The following is a 12,141-nucleotide window of genomic DNA, read 5'->3' as shown; positions in this document are numbered from 1 at the left end:
ATCGTGCGGACACCGCCGACCAGCGACGAACAGGGGCCCCCGCCACGTGAGTCCGACCGCCACGACCGGTTTCCGCCGCGTCACCGTCGTCACGCCCGACAGCCGCGTCGACGTCGCCCTCCCCGAGGACATCGCCGCCGCCGACGTCTGGCCCGAGATCCTGCGCCTCACCGGCCCCACCGGGCCCGCCACCGCACCCCCCGGCCACCACCTCGTGCGGCTCGACGGAACGGTCCTGGACGGCGCCCGCACCCTTGCCGCGCAACGCGTCCTCGACGGCGACATCCTCACGCTCCGCCCCTTCGCCGCCTCCCTTCCCCCGCCCGTCTTCGACGACGTCGCCGACGCCATCGCCTCGGCCGCCGGCCGCGACCGCCACCTGTGGAGCGACGACCTGCTGCGCGGCACGGCCCCGGCCGCAGGCGCGCTGCTCCTCCTCCTGGCGGCCCTCGTCCTGTGGCGAACCGACCCGGTCCGCCACGACATGCACGGACCACCCGGAGCCGTCGCGGGCGCCGCCGGACTCCTGTCGGCCACCGTCGCCGCCGTACGCGCCCGGGTCCACGCCGACCGCGTCACCGCCGCCGCGCTCGGCCTGGGCGCCCTGCCCCTCGTCCTCCTCGCCGGATCGGGCCTCATCGCCCCGGACCCGGGCGGGGGAGCGGGCCGGCCGCAGTTGCTGCTCGGCTGCGCCGCCGTCCTCGTCGTCTCGGCCGCCCTCACCGCGCTCACCCCGCGCGGCGACGCCCCCTTCGCCGGTGCCGCCTTCCTCGCCGGCGCCGGAGCGCTGGCCGCGTCCGGCGCGATCCTCACCGAGGCGTCCGCCACCGCCACGGCCGCCGTCTGCGTCCCCGCCGCCCTCGGCCTCATCGCGTTCCTGCCCGGCCTCTCCGCCCGGTTCGCCCGGCTCCCGATGGGGTACGCCGCGCCGTCGCCCACGGGTCCCTTCGGCGACGAGGACGGCGAGCACGAGGACACGGACGCCACCCCCGTCGACACCCGTCTCGTCGCGGACCGGGCCCGGCGCGGCCACGAACTGCTGCTCGGCCTGGCCGGGGGCTGCGCGGGCCTGGCCGGCGCGGCGGCGGCCGTCCTCGGCGCCTCGGACAGCACCTGGGCCCGGCTCCTCGCCCTCGCGGCCGGGCTCGCGCTGCTGCTCCGGGCCCGCCTCTTCCGCTACACCGCCCAGGTCGCCTGCCTGCTGGTGGCGGGAATCGGCGCGCTCGCCGCCCCGGTCGCCGGTTTCGCCCTCACCGCCCAGGGAGACGACCCGACCCGGTATCCCCGTACCGCCGGACTGTGCGCGGCCCTCCTCGCCGGTGCCGTACTCCTCGCCGCCGCCGGGGCGACCGTCCCGCGCAAGGGCCTCTCCCCGTTCTGGGGCAGATTCCTGGACCTGGCCGAAAGCGCGCTCCTGCTCTCCCTCGTCCCGCTCTGCCTCGCGGTCCTCGACCTCTACACGCGCGCGAGGGCGCTCACCGGCTGACGACCGGCGGGGCCGGTCCGGGCGGCTGGTAGTCTGGCTGTGGCCGTTTGTGTACGCGTTCCCGGTTCGCTCTGGGAGCTGCGCTCATCGGACCCTCGCTCCCGAGTCACCCAAGCTCCCCTGAGAACCAGACCAGGGGCACTCGTGGGCGCATCGAACACCAAGAGGAGTACCGCGTGCCGCTCGACGCCGCTACGAAGAAGCAGATCATGACCGAGTTCGCGACGAAGGAGGGCGACACCGGTTCCCCCGAGGTCCAGGTCGCCATGCTCTCGCGCCGCATCTCGGACCTGACGGAGCACCTCAAGACGCACAAGCACGACCACCACTCCCGTCGTGGTCTGCTGATCCTGGTCGGCCAGCGTCGCCGCCTCCTGCAGTACCTGGCCAAGAAGGACATCCAGCGCTTCCGTGCGCTCGTCGACCGCCTCGGCATCCGCCGCGGTGCGGCCGGCGGCGCCAAGTAAGACCGCTGCGCAAGGGAGCGGTTCCCTCACTCAGGGAGCCGCTCCCTTTGCCGTACGTGCGGGACCGGGGGCAACCTCAGTAACCTGGACGTACAACAACAGACGAGGAGAGGCGCCGCACGGCCGCCGCCGGTCCTCGGTAGTGGCCCCCGGGACAACGCCCGGGAGCTTCGATCGAAGACCGGCCCCGCACAGACGGCGCGCTTCTCCGCTCCGTCCGGCGCCACACGGGCGCCCGGACGAAAGACGACGAGTATGGAGAATTCACTAGTGGAGAACGAGACCCACTACGCCGAGGCCGTCATCGACAACGGCACCTTCGGCACCCGCACCATCCGCTTCGAGACGGGCCGCCTGGCCAAGCAGGCCGCCGGCTCCGCCGTCGCGTACCTGGACGACGACACCATGGTGCTGTCGGCCACCACCGCTTCCAAGCGGCCCAAGGACCAGCTCGACTTCTTCCCCCTGACGGTGGACGTCGAGGAGCGGCAGTACGCCGCGGGCAAGATCCCCGGCTCGTTCTTCCGCCGCGAGGGACGCCCCTCCGAGGACGCGATCCTCACCTGCCGCCTGATCGACCGGCCGCTGCGCCCGTCCTTCGCCAAGGGCCTGCGGAACGAGATCCAGATCGTCGAGACGGTCATGGCGCTCAACCCCGACCACCTGTACGACGTCATCGCGATCAACGCCGCCTCCTGCTCCACGCAGCTGGCCGGCCTGCCCTTCTCCGGCCCGATCGGCGGCACCCGTGTCGCCCTGATCAAGGGCCAGTGGGTCGCCTTCCCGACGCACACCGAGCTCGAGGACGCCGTCTTCGACATGGTCGTCGCGGGCCGCGTCCTGGAGGACGGCGACGTCGCGATCATGATGGTCGAGGCCGAGGCCACCGAGAAGACCATCCAGCTCGTCAAGGACGGCGCCGAGGCCCCGACCGAAGAGGTCGTCGCCGCCGGCCTGGAAGCCGCCAAGCCCTTCATCAAGGTGCTCTGCAAGGCGCAGTCCGACCTCGCCGCCAAGGCCGCCAAGCCCACCGGCGAGTTCCCGGTCTTCCTCGACTACCAGGACGACGTCCTGGCGGCCCTCACCAAGGCCGTCAGCACCGAGCTCGCCAAGGCGCTCACCATCGCCGGCAAGCAGGAGCGCGAGGCGGAGCTCGACCGCATCAAGGAGATCGCGGGCGAGAAGCTCCTCCCCGAGTTCGAGGGCCGCGAGAAGGAGATCTCCGGCGCCTACCGCGCGCTGACCAAGAAGCTGGTCCGCGAGCGCGTCATCAAGGACAAGGTCCGCATCGACGGCCGCGGCGTCACGGACATCCGTACGCTCGCCGCCGAGGTCGAGGCCATCCCGCGCGTGCACGGCTCCGCCCTGTTCGAGCGTGGCGAGACCCAGATCCTGGGCGTCACCACCCTCAACATGCTCCGCATGGAGCAGCAGCTGGACACCCTCTCCCCGGTGACCCGCAAGCGCTACATGCACAACTACAACTTCCCGCCGTACTCCGTCGGCGAGACCGGCCGCGTGGGCTCGCCCAAGCGCCGCGAGATCGGCCACGGCGCGCTCGCCGAGCGCGCGATCGTGCCGGTCCTCCCGTCCCGCGAGGAGTTCCCCTACGCGATCCGCCAGGTCTCCGAGGCCCTGGGCTCCAACGGCTCGACGTCCATGGGTTCGGTCTGCGCCTCCACCATGTCCCTGCTGAACGCGGGTGTGCCCCTCAAGGCCGCCGTCGCCGGCATCGCCATGGGCCTGATCTCCCAGGAGATCGACGGCAAGACCCATTACGTCGCCCTCACCGACATCCTCGGTGCCGAGGACGCGTTCGGTGACATGGACTTCAAGGTCGCCGGTACGAAGCAGTTCGTCACCGCGCTCCAGCTCGACACCAAGCTCGACGGCATCCCCGCCTCGGTCCTGGCCGCCGCGCTGAAGCAGGCCCGCGACGCCCGCCTCCACATCCTCGACGTGATGAACGAGGCCATCGACGTCCCGGACGAGATGTCCCCGAACGCCCCGCGGATCATCACCGTCAAGATCCCGGTGGACAAGATCGGTGAGGTCATCGGCCCCAAGGGCAAGATGATCAACCAGATCCAGGAGGACACCGGCGCCGACATCACGATCGAGGACGACGGCACCATCTACATCGGTGCCCAGCAGGGCTCGCAGGCCGAGGCCGCCCGCGCCACGATCAACGCGATCGCCAACCCGACCATGCCGGAGGTCGGCGAGCGCTACCTGGGTACGGTCGTCAAGACCACCACCTTCGGTGCGTTCGTCTCCCTCATGCCGGGCAAGGACGGCCTGCTGCACATCTCGCAGATCCGCAAGCTGGCCGGCGGCAAGCGCGTGGAGAACGTCGAGGACGTGCTCGGCGTCGGTGCCAAGGTCCAGGTCGAGATCGCCGAGATCGACTCCCGCGGCAAGCTCTCCCTCGTCCCGGTCATCGAGGGCGAAGAAGACGAGAAGAAGGACGACGCCGCCAAGTGACGTCCCGTAGTTCCGCGACGACGGCCCGCCCCTCCTCGGAGGGGCGGGCCGTCGCCCGTACCCAAACGCTTCTCAAGGGCAGCAACGGCATCGGCACGGTCCGCCGTACGGTCCTCCCCGGCGGCCTCCGCGTCGTCACCGAGACCCTGCCCTCCGTACGCTCCGCCACCTTCGGCATCTGGGCCAACGTCGGCTCGCGCGACGAGACGCCCGCCCTGAACGGCGCGACGCACTACCTCGAACACCTCCTCTTCAAGGGCACCGCCAAGCGCAGCGCCCTCGACATCTCCTCCGCCATCGACGCGGTCGGCGGCGAGATGAACGCCTTCACGGCGAAGGAGTACACCTGCTACTACGCGCGGGTCCTCGACACGGACCTGCCGCTCGCCATCGACGTCGTCTGCGACATGCTGACCGGCTCGCTGATCGCCTCCGAGGACGTCGACGCCGAGCGCGGCGTCATCCTCGAAGAGATCGCGATGACGGAGGACGACCCGGGCGACTGCGTGCACGACCTGTTCGCGCACACCATGCTCGGCGACACCCCCCTCGGCCGCCCCGTACTCGGCACCGTCGACACGATCAACGCCCTGAACCGCGGCCAGATCGCCCGCTTCTACAAGAAGCACTACGACCCGACCCGCCTCGTCGTCGCCGCCGCGGGCAACATCGACCACGCCACCGTCGTACGCCAGGTCCGCAAGGCGTTCGACAAAGCCGGCGCCCTCTCCCGTACGGACGCGGTCCCCACCGCGCCCCGCGAGGGCTCCCGCGCCCTGCGCACCGCCGGCCGGGTCGAGGTCCTGGGCCGCAAGACCGAGCAGGCCCACGTGGTCCTCGGCATGCCCGGCCTGGCCCGCACCGACGAACGCCGCTGGGCCCTGGGCGTCCTCAACACCGCCCTCGGCGGCGGTATGAGCTCCCGCCTCTTCCAGGAGGTACGGGAGAAGCGCGGCCTCGCCTACAGCGTCTACTCGTACACCTCGGGCTTCGCGGACTGCGGCCTGTTCGGCGTGTACGCGGGCTGCCGCCCGAGCCAGGTGCACGACGTCCTCAGGATCTGCCGCGACGAGCTCGACCGGGTCGCCTCGGACGGGCTGAGCGACGAGGAGATCAGCCGCGCCATCGGCCAGCTCTCCGGCTCCACCGTCCTCGGCCTGGAGGACACCGGTGCGCTGATGAACCGCATCGGCAAGAGCGAGCTGTGCTGGGGCGAGCAGATGTCGGTGGACGAGATGCTGTCCCGTATCAGCGAGGTGACACCCGACGACATCCGCTCCGTCGCGGGCGAGCTTCTCGGACACCGCCCCTCGCTGTCCGTCATCGGACCGCTCAAGGACAAGCAGGCCGCCCGTCTCCACGAAGCGGTCGCCTGAAACCACCGTGCCCCGATCCTCCCGTAAGGAAGCAGAGCAATGAGCAAGCTGCGCGTGGCCGTTCTCGGTGCCAAGGGCCGCATCGGCTCCGAGGCGGTACGAGCCGTCGAGGCCGCCGACGACCTGGAGCTGGTGGCCGCACTCGGCCGGGGCGACAAGCTGGAGTCCCTCGCCGAGACGGGCGCCCAGGTCGCCGTCGAGCTGACCACCCCCGCCTCGGTGATGGAGAACCTCCAGTACTGCGTCGGTCACGGCATCCACGCGGTGGTCGGTACCACCGGCTGGACCGACGAACGGCTCGCGCAGCTCAACGGCTGGCTCTCCGCCTCCCCGGAGACCGGTGTGCTCATCGCACCGAACTTCTCCATCGGCGCGGTCCTCACCATGAAGTTCGCCCAGCAGGCGGCCCGCTACTTCGAGTCCGTCGAGGTCATCGAGCTGCACCACCCCAACAAGGCCGACGCCCCCTCGGGGACCGCCGCCCGCACCGCCCAGCTCATCGCCGCCGCCCGCCGCGAGGCGGACCGCGCCCCGCAGCCGGACGCCACCAGCACCGCGCTGGACGGGGCGCGCGGCGCCGACGTCGACGGCATCCCGGTCCACTCGGTCCGCCTCCGCGGCCTCCTGGCCCACCAGGAGGTGCTGCTCGGCGGTGAGGGCGAGACCCTCACCATCCGGCACGACTCCCTGCACCACAGCAGCTTCATGCCCGGCATCCTGCTCGGCGCCCGCCGCGTGGTGACCACTCCCGGCCTCACGTTCGGCCTGGAACACTTCCTCGACCTGAACTGACTGGCCCCGCCATGCGCGCAAAGATCACCTACGTCGTCACCGCTGCCGTCCTGGTCTTCTACTTCGTCCTGGTCGGCAGCCGTGGCGTCCTCCTCATCAAGCACGGCACCCTCATCACGGTGACCTTCGGGATCGCCGTGCTGGTCCTGCCGGCGATCGGCGTGTGGTTCCTGTGGAAGAACACCCAGTTCGTCCGCAGGGCCAACGCCCTGGCCGCCGAACTGGACGCGGAGGGCGGCCTTCCCGTCGACGAACTGCTGCGCACGCCCAGCGGCCGCATCGACCGCGCCTCCGCCGACGCGGTCTTCGAACGCCGCCGCGCGGAGACGGAGGACGCCCCGGACGACTGGCGCTGCTGGTTCCGCCTGGCCGTCGCCTACCAGGACGCCAGGGACACCCCCCGGGCCCGCAAGGCCATGCAACGAGCGATCGCCCTGCACAAACGCAACCGGTCGGGCGAACTCTCCAGCCCGTCCGGCGTTTGAGGACAAAAAGAAGCCGTCCGGTGAATGAGGACACCTCATTCACCGGACGGCTCGCGCAGCCAAACCGCTACCGCGGCCGGTACTCATCCCCCCACGCCTCGATCGTGTCCGCGGCCCGGTCGAACGCCTCCCCCCGCGCAAGGAAATCCGCGTTGGAGTCCGTGAGCAACGGCGGCACCGCGTCCCCGCCCTTGCGGACGACGATCAGCGCCTGACCCTGCACGGTACGGGGGAACCCGAGCCACTTCACCGGCTGCTGCACCGTGCGTACGGCAGTGGCCCGGCTCCACGGCACGGTCGTCGTACGGAAGAAGCCCACCCGGCGCACCCCGTGCCGGCTCACCCAGGCACCGACGCGCAGCATCCGCAGGGCGCACAGGATGATCGCGAGGGCGAGCGCGATGCACGCCCCCGCCCCGGGCAGCGCTCCGGCGAACGCGATGATCATCCCGGCGAACAGGATGAACGAGGCGAGCAGCAGCAGACCGGCCGCGGCGGCGACCCGCCACGGGCCGGGGCGGTAGGGCCGCCGCCAGCTGTCGTGGTCGTCGAACGGCAGCGCCACGTCCTCCGCGTTCGTGTCAAACGCGCGGTCGGCCGTCAGGAAGGGCAGGGGCACGACTGATCCTCACTCACAAGCACGCTCGATTGCTGTGCCCGGTGAGGCTACCGAGGAGATGCCCGGACCGACCACCCCAGGGGGCCCGTCCGGGTCAGCGCCCGTGCGCGGCCTCGGTCTGCTGCGTGTGCGCCGGCGCCTGCCCGGGCCCCAGTGCCGGCAGGCCGAGGAGCAGCGATCCCGCGAGACCGCCGACGACGACGAGGCCGATCAGGACGCGTCCCGCCCGCTCGGAGACCGTACTGCGGGGGCGGGGAGGCGGTGTGACGTTACTGCGGAACCGCTCGGACTCGGCTACGAACGAGAACGGGACGGATTCACGCCGGCGGAACATGGGGTGGCTCTCCTTGGAGTCTCTTTCGGGTGGTGCTACCGAGTCAGACGCACGACTACCCCGTTCGGTGCCCCGAACCGCCGATTCGACCGACGAAATCAGGAAAATCTCGGCTCGGAGGCGCTGGTGAGTCGGTCCCTCCCCAGCCCGTAGAGTGGTCGCCGCCCGAGCGACGCCATTGGAAGGATCCTGCCGGTGACCGACGACACCCCCGAGCCCACGAAGGCCCATTTCCGCAGCGACGTCACCGTCGACCTGGTGAAATCCGCTGCGGGCGACGCCGACGTGCTGTTCGCCGCCCGTGTGTCCACGGCCGGTGAGCAGTCCCTGGAGGAGATCGCCAAGGACCCCGAGCGCTCGAAGGGGCTCATCAACTACCTGATGCGGGACCGGCACGGCAGCCCGTTCGAGCACAACTCGATGACCTTCTTCATCAGCGCCCCGATCTTTGTGTTCCGCGAGTTCATGCGGCACCGCGTCGGCTGGTCGTACAACGAGGAGTCGGGCCGCTACAGGGAGCTGCAGCCGGTCTTCTACGTCCCCGACACGTCCCGCAAGCTCATCCAGCAGGGCCGTCCGGGCAAGTACGAGTTCGTCGAGGGCACGCCGGAGCAGCACGCGGTCACCAGCCGGGCGATGGAGGAGTCGTACCGGCAGGCGTACGAGGCGTACCAGGAGATGCTGGCGGCGGGCGTGGCCCGCGAGGTGGCCCGCGCGGTGCTTCCGGTCGGCCTGTTCTCGACCATGTACGCCACGTGCAACGCGCGCTCCCTGATGCACTTCCTCGGCCTGCGCACGCAGCACGAGATGGCGAAGGTGCCCTCGTTCCCGCAGCGGGAGATCGAGATGGTGGGCGAGCAGATGGAGGCCCACTGGGCGCGGCTGATGCCGCTCACCCATGCAGCCTTCAACAAAAATGGACGCGTCGCCCCATAGGGCGGTGTCCGTATTGCGGCGTTTCGAGAAGTTCATCTAGGCTGATCAAACGGACCCGGCACTGCTTGAACCCCCGAGCAGGCAGTGCCGGGCTCCTCTTGCTTGTCCCCCCGAGGGGGTACCGTGCGTCGAGCAGCGAGTAGCGTGTTACCCATGGCTCCGATCTCCACTCCGCAGACCCCCTTCGGGCGGGTCCTCACCGCTATGGTCACGCCGTTCACGGCGGACGGTGCTCTCGACATCGAGGGCGCGCAGCGGCTCGCCACCCACCTGGTGGACGCAGGCAACGACGGCCTGATCATCAACGGCACCACCGGCGAGTCCCCGACCACCAGCGACGCGGAGAAAGACCAGCTGGTCAGGGCCGTCCTCGAAGCGGTGGGCGACCGGGCGCACATCGTCGCCGGCATCGGGACCAACGACACCCGGCACAGCGTCGAGCTGGCCCGCGCCGCCGAGCGCAGCGGTGTCCACGGCCTCCTCGCCGTGACCCCGTACTACAACAAGCCGCCGCAGGAGGGCCTGCTGCGGCACTTCACCGCCATCGCGGACGCCACCGGCCTGCCGGTGATGCTCTACGACATCCCGGGCCGCAGCGGTGTGCCGATCGACACGGAGACGCTGGTACGGCTCTCCGAGCACCCCCGGATCGTCGCCAACAAGGACGCCAAGGGCGACCTGGGCCGCGCGAGCTGGGCCATCGCCCGCTCGGGCCTCGCCTGGTACTCCGGCGACGACATGCTGAACCTTCCGCTGCTGTCCGTCGGCGCGGTCGGAGTGGTCTCCGTCGTCGGCCATGTCGTCACCCCGGACCTGCGGGCGCTCATCGAGGCCCACCTCGGCGGGGACGTACAGAAGGCCACCGAGATCCACCAGAAGCTGCTGCCGGTCTTCACCGGCATGTTCCGCACCCAGGGCGTGATCACCACCAAGGCCGCCCTGACGCTGCAGGGCCTCCCGGCGGGCCCGCTCCGGCTGCCCCTGGTCGAGCTGACCGCGCAGGAGACGGCCCAGCTCAAGATCGATCTCGCCGCCGGCGGGGTAGAGCTCTGACAACGGACTTCACAACTGAATACGCGAAACACAGCTGAACACGTGGGAAAGCCCGCGCCACAGCACCACAGCACCACCCAAGACAACAGCAAGTGCACGAATGACATGCGCGCCACGTGCCCAAGCGGTACGTGGCGCGCGTGGTAAGGAGAGTCTTTTGAGTCATCCGCATCCTGAACTCGGCACCCCGCCGAAGCTCGCGAAGGGCGCCCTCCGGGTCACTCCGCTCGGCGGCCTCGGCGAGATCGGCCGGAACATGACGGTCTTCGAGTACGGCGGCCGCCTGCTCATCGTCGACTGCGGTGTCCTCTTCCCCGAGGAGGAGCAGCCCGGGATCGACCTGATCCTGCCGGACTTCACGACCATCCGGGACCGCCTGGACGACGTCGAGGGCATCGTCCTCACGCACGGCCACGAGGACCACATCGGCGGTGTCCCGTACCTCCTCCGCCTGAAGCCGGACATCCCGCTCATCGGCTCCAAGCTGACCCTCGCGCTGATCGAGGCGAAGCTCCAGGAGCACCGCATCCGTCCGTACACCCTGGAGGTGGCGGAGGGACAGCGCGAGCGCATCGGCGTCTTCGACTGCGAATTCGTCGCGGTCAACCACTCCATCCCGGACGCCCTCGCGGTCGCCATCCGGACCCCCGCGGGCCTGGCCGTCGCCACCGGTGACTTCAAGATGGACCAGCTTCCGCTGGACGGCCGCCTCACCGACCTGCACGCCTTCGCCCGGCTGAGCGAGGAGGGCATCGACCTCCTGCTCTCCGACTCCACGAACGCCGAGGTCCCGGGCTTCGTCCCGCCCGAGCGCGACATCCAGAACGTTCTGCGCAACGTCTTCGCCAATGCGCAGAAGCGCATCATCGTGGCCAGCTTCGCCAGCCATGTGCACCGCATCCAGCAGATCCTGGACACGGCCCACGAGTACGGCCGCCGGGTCGCCTTCGTCGGACGTTCGATGGTCCGCAACATGGGCATCGCCCGTGACCTGGGCTACCTGAAGGTCCCCGCCGGGCTCGTCGTGGACGTCAAGACCCTGGACGACCTGCCGGACGACGAGGTCGTGCTCGTCTGCACCGGTTCGCAGGGCGAGCCGATGGCGGCGCTGTCCCGGATGGCCAACCGCGACCACCAGATCCGCATCGTCCAGGGCGACACGGTCATCCTGGCCTCCTCCCTGATCCCCGGGAACGAGAACGCGGTCTACCGGGTGATCAACGGCCTCTCGCGCTGGGGTGCCAACGTCGTCCACAAGGGCAACGCCAAGGTCCACGTCTCGGGTCACGCCTCGGCCGGCGAGCTGCTGTACTTCTACAACATCTGCCGCCCGAGGAACCTGATGCCGGTCCACGGTGAATGGCGCCACCTGCGGGCCAACGCCGAACTCGGCGCCCTGACCGGCGTGCCGAAGGACCACATCGTCATCGCCGAGGACGGCGTGGTCGTGGACCTCATCGACGGCAAGGCGAAGATCGTCGGCAAGGTCCAGGCCGGTTACGTGTACGTCGACGGCCTCTCCGTCGGCGACGTCACGGAGACCTCGCTCAAGGACCGCCGCATCCTCGGCGACGAGGGCATCATCTCGGTGTTCCTGGTGGTCGACAGCACCTCGGGCAAGATCGTGGGCGGCCCGCACATCCAGGCCCGCGGCTCCGGGATCGACGACGCCGCGTTCACCGCGGTCGTTCCGAAGATCGAGGACGCGCTCAACAAGTCGGCCCAGGACGGCGTCATGGAGCCCCACCAGCTCCAGCAGCTGATCCGCCGCACGGTGGGCAAGTGGGTCTCGGACACCTACCGCCGGCGCCCGATGATCCTCCCCGTCGTCGTCGAGGTCTGACCCTCCGACAGGCGCGAACTCCGGAGCGGGGCCCCCGATTTGCATCGGGGCGCCCCGCTCCAGTACGTTTACGTCTCCACCTCACCGGGAAGCAGCGAGCGCACCCGTGCGCCCCGAAGCTTCCGAGAGGGGGTGGAAATTCCGACTCAGAACTTCTGATAAAGTCGGAGCCGCCGGAAAGGGAAACGCGAAAGCGAAGAACTGGAAAGCGAAAACTGCTTGACCCGCTTCGACCGGGAATCGGACACGAAAGAGTCTGATAGAGT

The 12,141-nt window shown here is 70.1% G+C and carries 11 protein-coding genes; 9 read left to right on the top strand and 2 right to left on the bottom strand.

The features are described from left to right. Positions 1-46: 46 nt before the first annotated feature. From eccD to ACFUJY_RS19685, 6 genes are all read left to right on the top strand, one after another. The gene (gene eccD, locus ACFUJY_RS19710) at positions 47-1,486 is read left to right on the top strand and encodes a type VII secretion integral membrane protein EccD (protein ID WP_383301090.1); all 1,440 of its coding nucleotides are present in this window, start codon (positions 47-49) and stop codon (positions 1,484-1,486) included. Between the two features lie 176 nt (positions 1,487-1,662). Next, on the top strand, positions 1,663-1,953 hold the full coding sequence (rpsO, locus tag ACFUJY_RS19705) for a 30S ribosomal protein S15 (RefSeq protein ID WP_018102307.1): 291 nt from the start codon (positions 1,663-1,665) through the stop codon (positions 1,951-1,953). Positions 1,954-2,223: 270 nt separating this feature from the next. Continuing rightward, complete coding sequence (locus ACFUJY_RS19700) at positions 2,224-4,437, top strand: polyribonucleotide nucleotidyltransferase (RefSeq protein WP_383301669.1); 2,214 nt, start codon at positions 2,224-2,226, stop codon at positions 4,435-4,437. After that, complete coding sequence (locus ACFUJY_RS19695; protein ID WP_383301088.1) at positions 4,434-5,813, top strand: M16 family metallopeptidase; 1,380 nt, start codon at positions 4,434-4,436, stop codon at positions 5,811-5,813. The genes ACFUJY_RS19700 and ACFUJY_RS19695 overlap by 4 nt, the downstream gene beginning before the upstream one ends. A gap of 39 nt (positions 5,814-5,852) precedes the next feature. Next, on the top strand, positions 5,853-6,605 hold the full coding sequence (gene dapB, locus ACFUJY_RS19690; RefSeq protein ID WP_383301086.1) for a 4-hydroxy-tetrahydrodipicolinate reductase: 753 nt from the start codon (positions 5,853-5,855) through the stop codon (positions 6,603-6,605). An 11-nt stretch (positions 6,606-6,616) separates the two neighbouring features. Beyond that, positions 6,617-7,090: a hypothetical protein gene (locus ACFUJY_RS19685; protein ID WP_383301083.1), complete on the top strand. Its 474-nt coding sequence runs from the start codon at positions 6,617-6,619 to the stop codon at positions 7,088-7,090. Positions 7,091-7,157: 67 nt separating this feature from the next. Here ACFUJY_RS19685 and ACFUJY_RS19680 read toward each other — a convergent pair whose 3' ends face one another. Further along, on the bottom strand, positions 7,158-7,709 hold the full coding sequence (locus ACFUJY_RS19680) for a hypothetical protein (RefSeq protein WP_383301080.1): 552 nt from the start codon (positions 7,707-7,709) through the stop codon (positions 7,158-7,160). Positions 7,710-7,803: 94 nt separating this feature from the next. Next, positions 7,804-8,043: a hypothetical protein gene (locus ACFUJY_RS19675; protein WP_383301078.1), complete on the bottom strand. Its 240-nt coding sequence runs from the start codon at positions 8,041-8,043 to the stop codon at positions 7,804-7,806. Between the two features lie 195 nt (positions 8,044-8,238). Between ACFUJY_RS19675 and thyX the strand changes: the two genes are divergently transcribed. From thyX to ACFUJY_RS19660, 3 genes are all read left to right on the top strand, one after another. Then, the gene (gene thyX / locus ACFUJY_RS19670; RefSeq protein WP_383301075.1) at positions 8,239-8,979 is read left to right on the top strand and encodes an FAD-dependent thymidylate synthase; all 741 of its coding nucleotides are present in this window, start codon (positions 8,239-8,241) and stop codon (positions 8,977-8,979) included. Positions 8,980-9,132: 153 nt separating this feature from the next. Further along, positions 9,133-10,032, top strand: a complete 900-nt coding sequence (gene dapA, locus ACFUJY_RS19665) for a 4-hydroxy-tetrahydrodipicolinate synthase (RefSeq protein WP_383301072.1) — start codon at positions 9,133-9,135, stop codon at positions 10,030-10,032. A 157-nt stretch (positions 10,033-10,189) separates the two neighbouring features. Continuing rightward, a complete protein-coding gene (locus tag ACFUJY_RS19660) occupies positions 10,190-11,875 on the top strand; it encodes a ribonuclease J (RefSeq protein WP_383301069.1) in 1,686 nt (561 codons plus the stop codon). The last annotated feature ends 266 nt before the right edge of the window (positions 11,876-12,141 follow it).

The sequence above is a fragment of the Streptomyces sp. NPDC057249 genome (assembly GCF_042669245.1).
GTDB lineage: Bacteria > Actinomycetota > Actinomycetes > Streptomycetales > Streptomycetaceae > Streptomyces.
This window is presented reverse-complemented; position numbering and strand designations above follow the sequence as displayed.

Excerpts from the sequence above, each read along its gene's own strand:
- ACFUJY_RS19685 (WP_383301083.1), top strand. The coding sequence starts at position 6,617 with ATGCGCGCAAAGATCACCTACGTCGTCACCGCTGCCGTCCTGGTCTTC.
- dapB (WP_383301086.1), top strand. The coding sequence starts at position 5,853 with ATGAGCAAGCTGCGCGTGGCCGTTCTCGGTGCCAAGGGCCGCATCGGC.
- ACFUJY_RS19675 (WP_383301078.1), bottom strand. The coding sequence starts at position 8,043 with ATGTTCCGCCGGCGTGAATCCGTCCCGTTCTCGTTCGTAGCCGAGTCC.
- dapA (WP_383301072.1), top strand. The coding sequence starts at position 9,133 with ATGGCTCCGATCTCCACTCCGCAGACCCCCTTCGGGCGGGTCCTCACC.